The sequence below is a fragment of the Bradyrhizobium sp. USDA 3364 genome (assembly GCF_054056355.1).
The window spans coordinates 2,951,617-2,968,875 of sequence record NZ_JBSRYG010000002.1 but is presented as its reverse complement, the minus strand read 5'-3'; the positions used below and the strand labels follow the sequence as shown (position 1 = coordinate 2,968,875).

The 17,259-nt window shown below is 64.9% G+C and carries 14 protein-coding genes; 9 read left to right on the top strand and 5 right to left on the bottom strand.

Features of this window, described 5'->3' with window-relative positions:
* Nucleotides 1-103: 103 nt before the first annotated feature.
* Both ACVILL_RS13900 and ACVILL_RS13895 read right to left on the bottom strand, forming a co-directional pair.
* Nucleotides 104-2,389: a molybdopterin cofactor-binding domain-containing protein gene (locus ACVILL_RS13900; RefSeq protein WP_456729553.1), complete on the bottom strand. Its 2,286-nt coding sequence runs from the start codon at nucleotides 2,387-2,389 to the stop codon at nucleotides 104-106.
* On the bottom strand, nucleotides 2,386-2,877 hold the full coding sequence (locus ACVILL_RS13895) for a (2Fe-2S)-binding protein (protein WP_106321534.1): 492 nt from the start codon (nucleotides 2,875-2,877) through the stop codon (nucleotides 2,386-2,388). Before ACVILL_RS13895 ends, ACVILL_RS13900 begins: the two co-directional genes overlap by 4 nt.
* 287 nt (nucleotides 2,878-3,164) lie before the next feature.
* Between ACVILL_RS13895 and ACVILL_RS13890 the strand changes: the two genes are divergently transcribed.
* The 3 genes from ACVILL_RS13890 to ACVILL_RS13880 are packed head-to-tail and all read left to right on the top strand — an operon-like array spanning nucleotide 3,165 to nucleotide 5,043.
* Nucleotides 3,165-3,950, top strand: a complete 786-nt coding sequence (locus ACVILL_RS13890) for an alpha/beta fold hydrolase (protein ID WP_456729552.1) — start codon at nucleotides 3,165-3,167, stop codon at nucleotides 3,948-3,950.
* A 22-nt stretch (nucleotides 3,951-3,972) separates the two neighbouring features.
* Nucleotides 3,973-4,311: a hypothetical protein gene (locus tag ACVILL_RS13885; RefSeq protein ID WP_456729551.1), complete on the top strand. Its 339-nt coding sequence runs from the start codon at nucleotides 3,973-3,975 to the stop codon at nucleotides 4,309-4,311.
* Between the two features lie 57 nt (nucleotides 4,312-4,368).
* Complete coding sequence (locus tag ACVILL_RS13880) at nucleotides 4,369-5,043, top strand: dienelactone hydrolase family protein (protein ID WP_456729550.1); 675 nt, start codon at nucleotides 4,369-4,371, stop codon at nucleotides 5,041-5,043.
* Nucleotides 5,044-5,139: 96 nt separating this feature from the next.
* Here the strand turns inward: ACVILL_RS13880 and ACVILL_RS13875 are convergent, their stop codons facing one another.
* From ACVILL_RS13875 to ACVILL_RS13865, 3 genes are all read right to left on the bottom strand, one after another.
* The gene (locus ACVILL_RS13875; protein WP_456729549.1) at nucleotides 5,140-5,889 is read right to left on the bottom strand and encodes a polysaccharide biosynthesis/export family protein; all 750 of its coding nucleotides are present in this window, start codon (nucleotides 5,887-5,889) and stop codon (nucleotides 5,140-5,142) included.
* 177 nt (nucleotides 5,890-6,066) lie between these two features.
* Complete coding sequence (gene msrA / locus ACVILL_RS13870; RefSeq protein ID WP_456729548.1) at nucleotides 6,067-6,726, bottom strand: peptide-methionine (S)-S-oxide reductase MsrA; 660 nt, start codon at nucleotides 6,724-6,726, stop codon at nucleotides 6,067-6,069.
* 131 nt (nucleotides 6,727-6,857) lie between these two features.
* Complete coding sequence (locus tag ACVILL_RS13865; protein ID WP_456729547.1) at nucleotides 6,858-7,175, bottom strand: hypothetical protein; 318 nt, start codon at nucleotides 7,173-7,175, stop codon at nucleotides 6,858-6,860.
* A gap of 371 nt (nucleotides 7,176-7,546) precedes the next feature.
* On the opposite strand from ACVILL_RS13865, the gene rpsT reads away from it, so the two are divergent.
* From rpsT to murA, 6 genes are all read left to right on the top strand, one after another.
* Nucleotides 7,547-7,813 (top strand): 30S ribosomal protein S20, encoded by a 267-nt coding sequence (gene rpsT / locus ACVILL_RS13860; RefSeq protein WP_456729546.1) that lies wholly within the window; start codon nucleotides 7,547-7,549, stop codon nucleotides 7,811-7,813.
* A 1,225-nt stretch (nucleotides 7,814-9,038) separates the two neighbouring features.
* Nucleotides 9,039-10,469, top strand: a complete 1,431-nt coding sequence (gene dnaA, locus ACVILL_RS13855; protein ID WP_456729545.1) for a chromosomal replication initiator protein DnaA — start codon at nucleotides 9,039-9,041, stop codon at nucleotides 10,467-10,469.
* A gap of 265 nt (nucleotides 10,470-10,734) precedes the next feature.
* A complete protein-coding gene (gene dnaN, locus ACVILL_RS13850) occupies nucleotides 10,735-11,853 on the top strand; it encodes a DNA polymerase III subunit beta (RefSeq protein WP_456729544.1) in 1,119 nt (372 codons plus the stop codon).
* Nucleotides 11,854-11,927: 74 nt separating this feature from the next.
* The gene (gene recF / locus ACVILL_RS13845) at nucleotides 11,928-13,064 is read left to right on the top strand and encodes a DNA replication/repair protein RecF (RefSeq protein WP_456729543.1); all 1,137 of its coding nucleotides are present in this window, start codon (nucleotides 11,928-11,930) and stop codon (nucleotides 13,062-13,064) included.
* 206 nt (nucleotides 13,065-13,270) lie between these two features.
* Complete coding sequence (gyrB, locus tag ACVILL_RS13840; protein ID WP_456729542.1) at nucleotides 13,271-15,706, top strand: DNA topoisomerase (ATP-hydrolyzing) subunit B; 2,436 nt, start codon at nucleotides 13,271-13,273, stop codon at nucleotides 15,704-15,706.
* A gap of 187 nt (nucleotides 15,707-15,893) precedes the next feature.
* Nucleotides 15,894-17,186, top strand: coding sequence for a UDP-N-acetylglucosamine 1-carboxyvinyltransferase (gene murA, locus ACVILL_RS13835; RefSeq protein ID WP_456729541.1), 1,293 nt, complete (start codon nucleotides 15,894-15,896; stop codon nucleotides 17,184-17,186).
* Nucleotides 17,187-17,259 lie beyond the last annotated feature (73 nt).

Below are 17,259 nucleotides of genomic sequence, written 5' to 3'. Positions count from 1 at the left end.
TGTTGATGCCTTCACCGGCCGTCCGATGCCTCGGGCAAGAAAAACGCCGGAGAGTGTACGCTCTCCGGCGTCTTCATCGTTCGGGTCGTTCAGGGCCCTTATCTTACGCCTTCATCGCGGCCTTCACGGCCTCCGCGGTGATCGGCAGGCCGCGGACGCGGGCACCGACCGCGTTGAAGACGGCGTTGCCGATCGCCGGCGCCACCACCGTCACCGCGGGCTCGCCGACGCCGGTCGCCTTCTCGCCATTGGCGATGACGTTGACCGCGACTTCCGGCAGCTGGCTCATCCGAAGCGGCGTGTAGCTGTCGAAGTTGGTCTGCTCGATGCCGCCGTCCTTCAACGTCGCCTTCTCGAACAGCGCCAGTGACATGCCCCACAGCGCCGCGCCCTCGACCTGGGCCCGGATGCCGTCGGGATTGACCTGCGTACCGACGTCGGTCGCGACCGTCAGCTTCTTCACCGTCACCTCGCCCGACGGGGCGACAGCGACATGGGCGACGCAAGCGGTCCAGCTCGCCGTGGCGCGCTCCTGCGACGACACGCAGGCCACGCCCATGCCTTCGCCCTTGGGCAGCTTCTTGGTGCCGTAGCCGGCGAGACCCATCGCCGCGAGCAAGGTGTTGCGGAGACGCTGCGCGCCGCCGTCGTTCTTGCCCTTGCCGTCGAGCAGCTCGACTCGAAGCAGAGCTGGGTCCTTGCCGGTCGCATGCGCGATCTCGTCGATCATGCTTTCGACCGCCCAGAACGTCCAGCCCGGCGCCACCGACCGGAGCTGACCCGACGGGGTGGCGTTGTGCGCCATCTCGTTCTTGATCGCCCGCACATAGTGGTTGGGCACGGTGTAGAAGAAGTCCGCTCCGTTCACGGTGAAGGAATCGAGCGGACCTTTCTTGTCGACCGACGGCGTGAGGAAATCAGGGATGCCCCAGCGCGCGGTCGGCCAGGCCGAGACCACGTCGTGGCTCATCGCGACGATCTTGCCGTCGCCGTCCATGCCGGCCTTTACTTTCTGGTAGGTCAGCGGACGCGAGAAATCCATCGTCATGTCGTTTTCGCGCGTGTAGATGACCTTGACCGGCTTGCCTGTGGCCTTGGCCGCCTGCACCGCGGGCACCATCATGTCGGCGTCGAGACGCCGGCCGAAGCCGCCGCCCAGCCACATCTGGTGCATCACCACGAACTTCGGATCGATCCCGGCGGCTCCGGCCGCGATCGCACCGGAGCGCGTCGCGAACTGGTTGCCGGAATAGATGTGCAGGATGTCGCCCTTGAACTCCGCGGTGGCGTTCATCGGCTCCATCGGCGCGTGGATGTTGATGTTGGTGGTGTATTCCGCCTCCAGCACCTTGGCTGCCGTACCAAATGCCGCCTTCGGATCACCGTCCTTGACGAAGAACTGGCCGGAATCGTCGAGCCCCTGAAGCCGCTTGGCCTCAGCGAGCAGAGACTCGCTCGACAGTTTGGCGTTCGGGCCGCCGTCGTAATCGATCTTCAGCGCCGCCGCCGCCTTCTTGGCGTTGGCATAGGTGTTGGCGACCGCGACCACCCAGCCGGTCGTGGTTGTGGTCTTGTCGTCGAGGGTGACGGCCTTGATGAAGCCCGGCACCTTCTTGGCCGCCGAGTCGTCGACCGACTTCACGGTGGCGCCGTAGCGCACCGGCGGAGTGACCAGCGCGCCGTAGACCATGCCCGGCAGCATCACGTCGATGCCGTACTTGGCCGTGCCGTTGACTTTCAACGGAATGTCGAGCTGCGGCACCGAGACGCCGATCATGGTGTACTGGTCAGCCGTCTTCAGCTTGATCGCCTTCAGATCGTCAGCCGTGAACGTCTTGGTCGCCTTGCCGCTCTTCACCACCTCGGCAAACGACATCGACTTCTTCGACTTCGGATGGCTGATCCTGGAGTCGCGCACCACCAGCTCGGCTGCCGGCACGCCCATGGAGGCTGCCGCCGCCTCGGTCAATGCGATGCGGCCAGCAGCGCCGGCGCGGCTCATGGCCTCGAAGTTCATCATCGTCGACCAGCTGCCGCCGGTGATCTGCGCGCCCAATACGGGATCGTTGAACTTCGGATCGTTGGAGGCGAGCTGGACCCGCATGTCCTTCCAGCTCGCGCCGAGCTCTTCGGCCACGATCTGCGCCATGGTCGAGGCGACGTGCTGGCCCATGTCGGCCTTGCCGCAGGTCACGGTGACGAGACCATCGGGCGCGATCGAATACCAGACGCTCGGCTCGAAATTGGCGGGTGCGGGCGCCGCGAGCGCCTGATCGATGCCGGACGCGGCGTAGCCGAGCACGAGACCGGTTGCAGCGGTGCCGACCAGGAAGGAGCGGCGGCTGAGATCGGTCGCCTCGGGAGCGAGGTTCTTCACGTGCTTGTTCATGTGGCCCTCCGCTCGGATCCGGTGGCCGATGCGGTGCGCATGTCGGACGCCGCGCGCATGATCGCCTTCTGGATTCGTGAATAGGTCATGCAACGGCAGAGATTGCCGTCCATATGCGCGACCACTTCTTCCTTCGTCGGGTTGGTGTTCTTCGACAGCAGCGCGGCTGCCTGCATGATCTGGCCGGACTGGCAGTAGCCGCATTGCGGCACCTGCTCGGCGACCCAGGCCTTCTGCAAGGGATGATCGCCCTTGGCGGAAAGGCCTTCGATGGTGGTGATCTTCTTGCCGACGGCGTCGGCGACCGAGGTCTGGCAGGACCGCACCGCTTCGCCGTTGAGGTGAACCGTGCAGGCGCCACAGAGACCGGCGCCGCAACCGAATTTGGTGCCCGTCATCTGCAATTGCTCGCGGATGACCCAAAGCAGCGGCGTGTCATTGGCCGCCTCGACGGACATATTCCGTCCGTTGATATTGAGATTTGGCATCTCTCTCCCCTTCCGGTGTCGGAAGCCGCTTACGGCGGCAACTCACTTTTGGGTCATGGCTGGCGCCCACCGGGTAAGCGACAGTTGCCGAAACAATGATCCGGTTCCCTGCCCGAGGCAATCCAATTTGGAATTGCTCGAAAAGAATAAATTTCGGAGATTGCCGGTTGTGCGATGCGGCAACGGCATGAAGCTTTTGAAATGCCAACATTGATGCCGTATCGATCACTCCTACCAAGGTCGGTAGCGCTGCCGGACCTGACACCGACAACAGAAGGAGCCCGTCAATGGCCAAGCTCAACCGTAGCGGCGTCGATATCTACTATGAGATTCACGGCAGCGGCCCACCCCTGATCCTCACCCACGGCTATTCGTCGACATCGGCCATGTGGCAGGGCCAGGTCGAGGCGTTGTCGAAGCGGCACAAGCTCATCCTCTGGGACATGCGCGGGCACGGCCAGTCCGACTACCCCGACAATCCCGATGCCTATAGCGAAGCCCTGACGGTCGGCGACATCGCCGCCCTACTCGACGCCGCCGGCGCCGACAAGGCGATCGTCGGCGGCCTGTCGCTCGGCGGCTACATGTCGCTGGCCTTTCACCGCGCCCATCCGGAGCGGGTCCGCGCGCTACTGATCATCGATACCGGCCCGGGATTCAAGAAGGACGATGCCCGCGAGGTCTGGAACAAGCGCGCCCGCGAGACCGGCGATCGCTTCGATCGCGAAGGGCTCGAGGTGCTGAAATCCCTGAGCGCAGAGCGCGCGTCGGTCACTCACCGCAACGCCCAGGGCCTCGCGCTCGCCGCGCGCGGCATGCTGGCGCAGCACGACGCGCGGGTGATCGAATCGCTGCCCGCGATCAACGTCCCGTCGCTGGTTGTGGTCGGCGCCGACGACACGCCGTTCCTGGCGGCATCCGACTACATGGCGGCGAAAATCCCGGGCGCGCAGAAGGCAGTGATCCCGAACGCCGGCCACGCCGTCAACATCGACCAGCCGCAGGCCTTCATCGATGCAGTGCTGCCGTTCCTCGATGGCCTTGAAGCCGGCGCGCCGGGCAAGGCCAAATGAGGATCGAGTAAAGGATCAAACCATGAGGACGATCGCCGTCGCCCTGTTGCTAGTTGTGGCCGCGACAGAGGCGAGCGCCCGGAAGCTGCCGCCGTTCGGCGGACCCGCATCCGCATTTCCAGCGACGCTGTCGAACAACACGCCGCTGGTGTTCGGCATGGGCGTCGAGGACGCGCAGCGCGCGCTCGGCACGCCCTTCACCTATGTCCGCGGGCGGCCCGGCAACGAGATATTTCTCACCTTCCGCGATATCGGCGGCAGCGGGCTGTTCCCGCACCACGACCGCCTCTTCCTGCAATTCCGCAAGCACCGGCTGACCGGCTGGAAGGCCGACTGGGGCGAGAACTGGATGTGGCGCTAGCCGTTCGAACCAACCACCAAGACCTTCATGCAACCCCCAACATGACAAGGATGGACCATGGGACAAGACATCAAGCTCAAGGCTTCGGACGGATTTGAACTCGGTGCCTATCGCGCCGGTCCCACCGGTGCGCCGAAGGGCGCGATCGTCGTGATCCAGGAGATCTTCGGCGTCAATCACCACATCCGCTCGGTTTGCGACCGGCTGGCGACGGAAGGCTATGTCGCGGTCGCGCCCTCGATCTTCGACCGCATCACGCCGAACTTCCAGAGCGGCTACTCGCCCGACGAGGTCGCCGAGGCGCGCAAGTTCGTCGCCAATCCGGACTTCGCCGCGATGCTGCGCGACAGCCAGGCGGCGATCGACGCAGTGAAATCGGCCGGACCGGTCGGCATCATCGGCTTCTGCCTTGGCGGCAGCATCGCCTATGCGGCGGCCACCAAGCTCTCCGGGCTTTCTGCCGCGATCGGCTATTACGGCGGCGCCATCATCCGCTTCGCCGACGACAAGCCGGCCGTGCCGACGCAACTGCATTTCGGCGAGAAGGACGCCGGCATTCCCTTGAGCGATGTCGAGACCATCAAGTCGAAGCGGCCCGAGGTCGAGGTCTTCATCTACCCCGGCGCGCAGCACGGCTTCCATTGCGACGAGCGCGCCAGCTACGACAAGACCAGCGCCGACATCGCCTGGCCGCGCAGCATGGAATTTTTCGGGAAGCATTTGAAGAAGTAGCGCCGTCATTGCCGGGCTTGACCCGGCAATCTATCGCCTTCGGAAGAGTCTTGCCGGATGGATTCGCGGGTCGAGCCCACCCATGACGAGCGGTGGTCAGAACCAGCGCTCGCTGACGAACACAGTATCGCCCGGGCTCATCGGTGTGCCCAGCGGCACCACGATGCGGCCGGAGCCGGACGCGTCCGTATGGGTCAACGTCACGCTGTCGCGGCGGGCGCGCGGCGAGAAGCCGCCGGCAATCGCGACCGCGCTCTCGACGGTCATGTTCGGCACGTAGGGATACTGGCCGGGCGCCTGGACTTCGCCGAGGATGAAGAACGGCCGGTAGGACTCGATCTCGACTGCCACCGACGGCTCGCGGATGAAGCCGTTGCGCAGCCGTGCCGAGATTTCGCCGGCAAGGCCAGCCGGCGTGCGGCCGCGGGCCGGCACCGAGCCGATCAGCGGCATGGTGATCGCGCCGGCAGCGTCGATCGCATAGGAGTTGGTCAGGCCTTCCTGGCCGTAGACCACGACGCGGAGCTTGTCGCCAGGGCCGAGATGATAGGCGTTGTCGTATCCGGCGGGTCCACCCGGCGCGGCGGCATAGACGACCGGGGCGGGGACCGGCGCCGCATAGCCATAACCAGGGGAAGCACTGGCGAAGGCGGAGCGCAGCGCGCTGATCGCACCGCCGCCGCCTCCGTCAGCAACCGGCGCGGGTGCGTAGGGCGGGCCATAGGTGACGGCATCGACACCCTGCGGGCCGACCGCAACGGGACCGGACGTGCTCATGCAGCCCGACAGCGCGAGCGCAGCCACAACGGCAGTGATCGGCAATCGTAACGCGCGTGCAACCGGCACCGGACCTATCCCTCAACGGCGAGACAGGCCCAGTCTTGCACCACTTATGGTTAACAAAGGGTTTGTAGAGAACGAGTGGGGAGCCGGAAAGCCCGCCTCCCCCTCGATTTGAAGCATGATCCGGAAAAACAGGAGCCGGTCTTCCCTCGCGACAATCGCGAAGCGTTTGCGCGGAGGTCAGGCGGCGGTGACGCCGACGCCGATCGGGCAGGACACGCCGGTGCCGCCGAGCCCGCAATAGCCCGCCGGATTCTTGGCGAGATACTGCTGGTGGTAGTCCTCGGCGAAGTAGAACTCGCCGGCCGGTGCGATCTCGGTGGTGATCGCACCGAGGCCCTTGGCGGCAAGCGCCTTCTGATACATCGCCTGCGATTGGTCCGCGGCTTTGCGCTGCGCGTCGCTGAACGTGTAGATGGCAGAACGATACTGCGTGCCGATGTCGTTGCCCTGGCGCATGCCCTGGGTCGGGTTGTGGTTCTCCCAGAACGTCTTCAGCAGCTTCTCGTAGGAGATCTTCTTCGGGTCGAACACGACCAGCACCACTTCGGTGTGGCCGGTGCGTCCCGAGCACACTTCCTCATAGGTCGGGTTCGGCGTGTGACCGCCGGCATAGCCGACCGCGGTGGTGTAGATCCCGTCGCCGAGTTCCCAGAACTTGCGCTCCGCGCCCCAGAAGCAGCCGAGGCCGAACACCGCCTGCTCGAGGCCTTGCGGATAGGGCGGCAGTAACTTGCTGCCGTTGACGAAATGGGTGGTCGCAGTCGGGATCGGCGTAGCGCGGCCCGGCAGCGCCTCGGCGGCGCTTGGCAACGCGGTGGTCTTGCGCATGAACAACATGGATACCTCCAGGCGGGACATCGGCCGACGCGGGCTACGGCCTGCGGGCCGGCTGTCACCTATATATGTCCTTACGCAATTGATGGCAGCCCTGTTACGAGGCGCGGCGGCCAGGGAGGCCTGCGGTCGGGTCAGTCGCGTGCGTAGCCGATCAGGCGCTTGCGCGGCCGGAACAGGATCATCAGCAGGATGCCGGCAACGCCGAGCACCGCGAATACCGGCTGCTCCAGCAGCACGCGGATCACGCCGTTCCAGAGCCAGGGCGCGAAGCGATCCACCCAGGCATGGAAGGCCTGCTGGCTCGATTGGTGGATGTCGTTCCAGAACTGGCCGAATTGGGTGAACCGCAGGCTCTGGTCGGCGACGTAGCGGGCCCCGTCATAGACCATGAAGATGAAGCTGCCGGCCAGCAGCAGAAGGCCGATCAGACGGAAAAAGCCGCGGATCATGCGTCACCCAAACTCCTGTCGCGCCCCACGCGTCGTCAGGCCTTACCGGGCGCCCCCCGGAAATTCAACCTCTTCAGCGGCTTATCCGGCCCCCGGAGGCCCGATTTGAGGCCCTTTTTCGGCCCCGAAAGCGTTGACGGTGCTGCCTGCGCCATCTATAAGACCGGCCGATGGCGGCGGGCGCAATCCTGCCGCCGCTGTTCTTTGGACAGTGCCGCATGCGGGGGCAGCATTTTGCGCTCTTCGCATGGCCGCCTCAAGGACACCCAAGTAGATACCTTGGACAAATACATCAGAGTTGAGATTTGAACCGGCCGGTGCGCGCGAGCCCGACCACCGAGCGATCACCGCCGAAGGACAGTTAGAGAACCATGGCCAACACCACCTCCGCCAAGAAGGCGACCCGCAAGATTGCCCGCCGCACCATCATCAACAAGTCGCGCCGCACGCAGATGCGTGGCGCGGTGCGCACCGTCGAGGAAGCGATCAAGAGCGGCGACCGCGAGGCGGCACTCAAGGCGATGAGCCAGGCCGAGCCCGAGCTGATGAAGGCAGCGCAGCGCAACATCATTCACAAGAACAACGCGAGCCGTAAGGTGTCGCGCCTCTCGGCTCGGATCGCCAAGCTCGCGAAGTAAGAGTTCGCCAGGCAAGCTGGCTGAAAAAACACATTTGTCACGAAGCCCGGCTCACGCCGGGCTTTTTGTTTTTGTCGCAACTTTTGTCGTGGAAGTTTCATATTGCGAGAGGCATTGGGCGTTGCCGCGTAGCGAACTGCGTGTCATGTTTCGTCGCGTCCGTAGTTCTACCGGCAAATATGCTTAATGCACCGCACTCGCGCAGAGATTGAACTGCGCTAAGCGTGGCAGGTGGAATAGCGCGCATCGCGCGTCGAAAAAATGCGATGCGGGTTACCCTGCAAAAGTAATCGAGAAAAATGACGTCTCGCGAATTACTTATGCACATAGCGCTGAACAGCGATTGGAAAAGCGACCGGCGCGAGACCAAATGTAAATTTTCTATGAAAAATTTTTGTTATTGCACCGTCGTTTGTGACGCGCGCGAATCTACGCGCTGATTCAAAAACTTGCTTTCGCAACTCAGCATCGGCAACGGCGCAACAGTCGCGAAGAGTCTCGACCCCCGTCGAATCCACGGATTGTCAGAAAATGCGCTTGGTGTATTTATTTCTTGTTCGCGACGCCCACGGCTCTCCAGATCAGCGCGGTTTGAGAACCCAGGGGCGGACGCACAAATCGGCGGCGGTGTGTGCGTTAGCGACGCTTTCCAAGCGAAGCTGGATTGACGGCTCATAGCGATATGAGGACGGATGACCTGTGTCAAAACTTCTCCGGCGATGTCCCCGGCAATTTGGGGGATCGAACAAGAGAGACCAGGACGTCAGTCGGAATCCGGCAGCGGGAACGCGGAGCAAGTGAACGGATTGACGACGACACGGCGGCGGCGAAGCGCCGGGCATTTCGGTGTTCGGTAGCGGCAGTTCGAATTTAAGACACCAGCAAGCTGACAACTTGCCGCGATACGTCGCGGCGGGAGGGGGAGGACTTATGCCTTACGGTTTCATCACTGCAGTCGAACCAACGACAGCCGAAATGCAGATCTCCAGTGGTGCCGTAATCAACTCCTCGGACGTTGGCCCTTACCCGCAGAGACCGTCGAGTACGCGCTGACCTCGCGGGACGCATCTTCTCCAAACAGCTGATCTGTCGCGTGGCGCATGGCCGCCACACGGGAGAACTTTGTCCGGAGCAGACCGCGCCCGCTAGAGGTCGCGCCGCAGTAGGAAACCTGCACGGCGCTTTCGCAACAAACATCACTCAGATTTGGAAAAGTACGAAGGCAATGACGAACACGGAACAGGATCGCTGGTCGCGGGTGAAGGGACGTTTGCGGACGAGTGTTGGCGAGGACGTTTACACGAGCTGGTTCGCTCGGATGGATCTGGAGAGCGTGCACGACGAGAGCGTGCACCTGTCGGTTCCGACCCGGTTCCTCAAGAGCTGGATCCAGGCGCACTACGCCGACCGCGTGCTCACCTGCTGGCAGGCCGAGATGCCCGAAGTGCATCGCATCGACCTCACCGTGCGCTCCGCGATCCGCGCGATGGCGCCGGCGAAGGAAGCGGTCGTGCCGGTCGAAGTGCGCCGCGTCGAGCGCAACGATGGCCGCCCGGCACCGGAGCTGCGCTCGGTTGCGACCGCGCCGGTGTCCGCAAGCCATGACGCGCTCGGCGGCTCGCCGCTCGATCCGCGCCTGACCTTCGCAAGCTTCGTGGTCGGCCGTTCCAACACGCTGGCCCATGCGGCTGCGCGTCAGGTCGCGGAAGGACGCCGCGGCGATCCCGTGATGTTCAACCCGCTCTACATCCATGCCGGTGTCGGCCTCGGCAAGACGCATCTGCTGCAGGCGGTGACCTGGGCCGGCAATTCCGGCGGCGAGCGCAAGGTGCTGTATCTCACCGCCGAGAAGTTCATGTACGGCTTCGTCGCGGCGTTGAAGACGCAGACGGCGCTGGCGTTCAAGGAAGCGCTGCGCGGCATCGACGTGCTGGTGATCGACGACCTCCAGTTCCTGCAGGGCAAGTCGACCCAGGCCGAGTTCTGCCACACGCTGAACGCGCTGATCGATGCCGGCCGCCAGGTCGTGATCGCGGCCGACCGTCCGCCGTCGGATCTGGAAAGCCTCGACGACCGCGTGCGCTCGCGGCTCGCGGGCGGGCTCGTGGTCGAGATGGGTTCGCTCGGCGAGGAACTGCGGCTCGGGATCCTGAAGTCGCGCGTTGCCGCGGCTCGCGCCCACCACGCAAGCTTCGACGTGCCGGAGGAAGTGCTCGACTATCTGGCGCGCACCATCACCCATAATGGCCGCGACCTCGAAGGCGCGATCAATCGCCTCTTGGCGCACTCCAAGCTCAACAACCAGCCGGTGACGCTGGAGATGGCCGAGCGCGAGGTGCGCGACCTGATCCGTCCGCAGGAGCCGAAGCGGATCAAGATCGAGGACATCCAGCGCGTGGTGGCCCGGCAGTACAATGTCAGCCGCTCCGACCTCCTGTCGTCGCGCCGCACCGCCAACGTGGTGCGCCCGCGCCAGGTGGCGATGTATCTGGCGAAGACCCTGACCCTGCGCTCGCTGCCGGAGATCGGCCGCAGGTTCGGCGGCCGCGACCACACCACGGTGCTGCACGCCGTGCGCAAGATTGAGGCACTGGTCGCCAAGGACACGACGCTGTCGGAAGAAGTCGAATCGCTGAAGCGTCAGCTACAGGAGTAAGGCCGCCAGGTCAGGCCGGCTCGTTCCACGGCCCTCCCCTTAACCAAAGGGGAGGGCTAAACTTTTTTCCGGCCCAAAACGTGGGGAACGGGACCCGTTTTCCGCCGGTGTCCCTTGCACCGGCCGCCCATCCGCGCCACCTTGCGGTCCCCCCGTGGGTTTGATCAAATCCGGTATTGATCCGACTTTTCGGGTTTCCAATGCCGCGGTGCTGCCCTGAACGGCCGCCCGGCTTTTCCATCTGAGGGATCTGGCGGGTATTGCAATGAAGGTCACCGTCGAGCGCGCGCAACTCCTGAAATCGCTGGGTCACGTTCACCGCGTGGTCGAGCGCCGCAACACCATCCCGATCCTCGGCAACGTGCTGATCCGCGCCGAGGGCGCCAAACTGTCGCTGAAGGCGACCGACCTCGACCTCGAGGTGACGGAGACGCTCGCAGCCGAGACCGGAACCGCCGGCTCGACCACGGTACCCGCGCACATGTTCTACGACATCGTCCGCAAGCTGCCCGACGGCTCACAGATCGTGCTCGAGGCCGACGGCGACCGCTCGGTGCTCGCGGTGCGTGCGGGCCGCTCGCGCTTTACGCTGCAGACCCTGCCCGAGAGCGATTTCCCGGGCCTTGCCGCCGGCGACATGACGCATTCGTTCTCGCTGCCGGCCTCCGACATCAAGCGCCTGATCGACCGCACCCAGTTCGCGATCTCGACCGAAGAGACCCGTTACTACCTCAACGGCATCTATCTGCACGCCGCCGGCAACGCCAAGGCGGCGACCCTGCGCGGGGTTGCGACCGACGGCCACCGCCTGGCGCAGATCGACCTCGCGCTGCCCAAGGGCGCGACCGGCATGCCCGGCGTGATCGTGCCGCGCAAGACGGTCGGCGAGGTACAGCGGCTGATCGAGGGCGACGACGCCGAGATCTCGATCGAGCTGTCGGACGGCAAGATCCGCTTCACGCTCGGCAATGTGGTGCTGACCTCGAAGCTGATCGACGGCACCTTCCCGGACTATGGCCGCGTCATTCCGCAGAACAACGACAAGGAACTGGTCGTCGACAAGAAGGACTTCGAGGCCGCCGTCGACCGCGTCTCGACCATTTCCAGCGAACGCGGCCGTGCCGTGAAGCTGGCCCTGTCCGCGGGCAAGCTGGTGCTCTCGGTCACCAACCCGGATTCCGGCAGCGCCACCGAGGAGATCGAGGTCGAGTACGCCTCCGACGCGCTCGATATCGGCTTCAACTCGCGCTATCTGCTCGACATCGCCGCCCAGATCGAGGGCGAGGTCGCGGTGCTGAAGCTCGCCGATCCCGGCTCGCCGACCCTGGTGCAGGACCGTGACAGCAAGGGCGCGCTCTACGTGCTGATGCCGATGCGGGTGTGAGCACTTCTCTTCGCGCGCATCAGCACTAGATTGCGTCGTGGCTGGGCACGACTGCCCGGCAATGACGAGCTGAGATGACCCCGTCCCGCATTCATCGCCTGTCGCTGACGCATTTCCGGAATTACCGGACGGCGACGCTGCAGGTTGCGGGTGACATGGTGGTGCTGGTCGGGCCGAACGGCGCCGGCAAGACCAATTGCATGGAGGCGGTCTCGTTCCTGTCGCCGGGCCGCGGCCTGCGGCGCGCGACGCTGGAGGACATCGCCGACAACCAGGGCGACGGCTCCTGGGCGGTGTCGGCGGAGGTCGAGGGGGCGCTGGGCCTCGCGACGCTCGGCACCGGCATCGATCCGCCGACCGGCGAGGCCAGCAACACCAGGCGCTGCCGCATCGACCGCGAACCGGTGGGTTCCGCAACCGCTTTCGGCGACCATCTGCGCATCGTGTGGCTGACGCCCGCGATGGACGGCCTGTTCATGGGTGCCGCCTCCGAACGGCGGCGCTTCTTCGACCGCCTGGTGCTGGCAATCGATTCCGAGCATTCCAGCCGCGTCTCCGCGCTGGAACGCTCGCTGCGCTCGCGCAACCGGCTGCTCGAGGTGCGCAACTATGACGACCATTGGTGTGATGCGATCGAGCGCGAGACCGCGGAGCTTGCGGTCGCGGTCGCCGCTTCGCGCGGCCAAACCGCCGCCAAGCTCGCATTGATGCTGCGCGAGCGCGGCGCGGCATCGGCGTTCCCATCGGCCGAAATCATGCTCGACGGCTGGATGGAGAACGCGCTGTTGCAGGAGCCTGCAACCGCCGTGGAGGACCGCTACCGCGAGGTCCTGCGCGCGGGCCGTCCGCGCGACGCCGCCGCCGGACGCACGCTGGACGGCCCGCACCTGACCGATCTGCAGGTGATCTACGCGCCGAAGAACATGCCGGCGCGCGACGCCTCCACCGGCGAGCAGAAGGCACTGTTGATCGGGCTGGTGCTGGCGCACGCCACGATGGTCGCGGAAATGACCGGCATCGTGCCGCTGCTGCTGCTCGACGAGGTCGTCGCCCATCTCGATCCGAACCGCCGCAAGGCGTTGTTCGACGAGCTCGCCAAGCTCGGCGCGCAGGTCTGGATGACCGGCGCCGATCCTGCCGCCTTCGTCGATATCGGCCCGCGAGGGGAGATTTTCGACGTCGAATCCGGCCGCGCCACACGGCGCGGCTGAGGGCTCGAAATCGCCTCCGAATCGAGCTTTTCAGGGCCTCCGGAATCGACCTTCGGGGACCTTGAAAAAGGCCTAAAAAATCCCATGTATTCAACAGTTTGTGGACACAGACTTTGCGCTAGGCGCAACACCTCTTTCATGGCACAAATAGCGGAATCAGCGCCCCATATTGCGCCGCTGATTCGGGACATCCTCGAAGGCCTCACATGACAGAACCTGCCCGGCAGACCCCTGCCGAATCTGAGCATCCCGCATCGGGCGAATACGACGCGGGATCGATCCGGGTGCTGAAGGGCCTCGATGCCGTGCGCAAGCGGCCGGGCATGTATATCGGCGATACCGACGACGGGTCCGGCCTGCACCACATGGTCTACGAGGTCGTCGACAATGCGATCGACGAAGCCCTCGCGGGCCATGCCAACCGCGTCCTGGTCACCCTCAATGCCGACAATTCCGTCACCGTGTACGACGACGGGCGCGGCATTCCGGTCGACATCCACAAGGAAGAAGGCGTGTCGGCGGCCGAGGTCATCATGACCCAGCTGCACGCCGGCGGAAAGTTCGACCAGAACTCCTACAAGGTCTCCGGCGGCCTGCACGGCGTCGGCGTCTCCGTCGTCAATGCGCTCTCCAGCAAGCTGAGCTTGCGGATCTGGCGCGACGACAAGGAGCACTACATCGAATTCGCGCATGGCGATGCCGTCGCGCCGCTCAAGATAGTCGGCGATGCCCCGGGCAAGCGCGGCACCGAGGTCACCTTCCTCGCCTCGACCGAGACCTTCAAGAACATCGAATATGATTTCGCGACGCTGGAGCACCGGCTGCGCGAGCTTGCCTTCCTCAATTCCGGCGTCAACATCGTGCTCTCCGACATGCGCCACGCGGTCGAGAAGCGCGAGGAGATGCACTATTCCGGCGGCGTCGAGGAATTCGTCAAATATCTCGACCGCAACAAGAAGGCGATCGTGCCGGCCCCGATCATGGTGCGCTCGGAAGCCAACGGCATCGGCGTCGAAGCCGCGCTGTGGTGGAACGACAGCTACCACGAGAACGTGCTGTGCTTCACCAACAACATCCCGCAACGCGACGGCGGCACCCATCTGGCCGGCTTCCGCGGCGCGCTGACGCGCCAGGTCAACGGCTATGCCGACGCCAACGCGAAGAAGGAAAAGATCGCACTGACCGGCGATGACTGCCGCGAAGGCCTCACCGCCGTTCTCTCGGTGAAAGTGCCTGATCCGAAGTTCTCGTCGCAGACCAAGGACAAGCTGGTGTCCTCGGAAGTCCGGCCGGTGGTCGAGAACGTCCTCAACGAGGCGCTCGCGGCATGGTTCGAGGAGAATCCGAAGGAAGCCAAGGAAATCGTCGGCAAGGTGATCCAGGCGGCGGCAGCGCGTGAAGCGGCGCGAAAAGCGCGCGAGCTGACGCGCAAGAGTCCGCTCAGCGTCTCCTCGCTGCCCGGCAAGCTCGCCGATTGCCAGGAGAAGGATCCGGCGAAATCCGAACTGTTCATCGTCGAGGGCGACTCGGCAGGCGGCAGCGCCAAGCAGGGCCGCAACCGCGAATTCCAGGCGGTGTTGCCGCTGCGCGGCAAGATCCTCAATGTCGAGCGCGTGCGCCCCGACAAGATGCTGTCGTCCGAGCAGATCGGCACCCTAATCACCGCGCTCGGCACCGGCATCAGCGACGATTTCTCGGTCGACAAGCTGCGCTACCACAAGATCATCGTGATGACCGACGCCGACGTCGACGGCGCCCATATCCGCACGCTGCTCTTGACCTTCTTCTACCGCCAGATGCGCTCGATCATCGACGGCGGCTATCTCTATATCGCCCAGCCGCCGCTCTATAAGGTCTCGCGCGGCAAGTCCGAGCAGTATCTGAAGGACGAGCGCGCGCTGGAGGACTATCTGATCTCGACCGGGCTCGACGAATGCGTCTTCAAGCCGGCCTCCGGCGACGACCGCTCGGGCCGTGACCTGCTGTCGCTGGTCGAGGACGCCCGGGTCATCCGCTCGGTGCTGCGGAACCTGCACAGCCGCTACAATCGCGCGGTGGTCGAGCAGGCCGCGATCGCGGGCGTGCTGAATCCCAGGATCACCAGCGATATCGCGACCGCCAACTCGGCAGCCGAATACATCGCCAAACGGCTGGACGCGGTGGCCGAGGAGGTCGAGCGCGGCTGGATCGGCACCTTCACCGAAGGCCAGGGTTTCCACTTCGAGCGCACTGTGCGCGGCGTCAAGGAGGTGGCTGTGATCGACGACGCCTTCCTCGGCTCGGCCGACGCGCGCAAGCTCGATGAATACGCGACCGAGCTGCAGGAGATCTACGTGCGTGCGGGCAAGCTCCGCCGCAAGGAGGCCGAGCAGATCATCCATGGTCCGGTCGACCTGTTCGAGGCCGTGACCGACGCCGGCCGCAAGGGCATCTCGCTGCAGCGCTACAAAGGTCTCGGCGAGATGAACCCGGAGCAGCTCTGGGAGACCACCCTGGACGCCGAAGCCCGCTCGCTGCTGCAAGTGAAGGTCAAGGAGGTCGACGAGGCCGACGATATCTTCACCAAGCTGATGGGCGACGTGGTCGAACCGCGCCGCGACTTCATCCAGGAAAACTCGCTCAGCGCCACCATCGACACCTGAGCCCCCGTTCACGGTCAGGCGCCGCCCCGGCGCGATGACGTATCCGTGACAGCGCCCGGCGCTGTCACGCGACGACCTTTGCTGTGGAAGCTGCGCCGGGAGTTGTGTTACGGTGCCGGACAGCCATTGATTCCGTTGCGGAATTTCGAATGGTCCAGTCTGAATGATGCGCTAGGGGACATTCCGCGTGCCGCCGATCCAATACATCGTCGAAGGCGGCCGCCGCCTTTCGGGCACCATCGAGCCGTCGGGCAACAAGAACTCGGCGTTGCCGATCATCGCAGCCGCCCTGCTCACCGAGCACCCGGTCACGCTGACCAACGTGCCGCGCATCCGCGACACCGAAACGCTGGTCGAGCTGTGCCGTTCGGTCGGCGCCAGCGCCGAATGGACCGAGCGCAACACGCTGCAGATCCATGCCAAGGAGATTCGCGCCGCCGATCTCGACCCGGCCCTGTGCGCGCGCATCCGCGCCTCGATCCTGCTCGCAGGTCCGCTGCTCGCCCGTTGCGGCGAGGTCGCGCTGCCGCCGCCCGGCGGCGACGTGATCGGCCGCCGCCGGCTCGACACGCACTTTCTGGCCTTCGAGCAGCTCGGCGCCACTGTCACCGCGACGCATCGGCTCGAATTCCGCGCCTCGCGCCTGAAGGGCGCCGACGTGTTCCTCGACGAGCCCAGCGTCACCGCGACCGAGAACGCGCTGGTGGCTGCCGTCGCCGCCCGCGGCACCACCTATCTGCGCAACGCGGCCTCAGAGCCACACGTCCAGGACCTCGCCAATTTCCTGATCGCGCTCGGCGCCAAGATCGAAGGCGTCGGCACCAACACCATCATCGTGCAAGGGCCGGCGACGCTCGGCAGCACGAGTTTCGCGATCCAGCCCGACCATATCGAGGTCGGCTCGCTGATCGGGCTCGCCGCGGTGACGCGCTCCCCGCTGCGCATTGCACGCGCCGGCGTCGAGCATCTGCGCTCGATCCGGATGGGCTTCGAGCGGCTCGGCATCGTCTGCGGCGTCGAGGGCGACGACCTCGTCGTGCCGTCGAACCAGACCATGAAGATCCACGACGATTTCGGCGGCCACGTGCCGAAGCTCGAGGACCAGCCCTGGCCGGCCTTCCCGGCGGACCTGATGTCGATCGCGATCGTCACCGCGACGCAGTGCGACGGCGTCATCCTGATGCACGAGAAGATGTTCGAGTCCCGGATGTTCTTCGTCGACAACCTGATCGCGATGGGCGGCCGCATCGTGCTGTGCGATCCGCATCGTGCGATCGTCGCCGGCCCCAGCCGGCTGCGCGGCGCGCCGATGAATTCGCCCGACATCCGTGCCGGTATGGCGATGTTGCTGGCCGCGGTTTGCGCCAACGGCACCTCCACTATCAACAACGCCGACCAGATCGAGCGCGGCTATGAGCGGATCGATGAGCGTCTCAACGCGCTCGGCGCCAAGATCAAGCGGATACCAGCGCGATCATAGTCCGAGCATGATCCGGAAAAGTGTGCAGCGGTTTTCCCGCGACAAACGCGAAGCGTTTTGCGCTGGGATCATG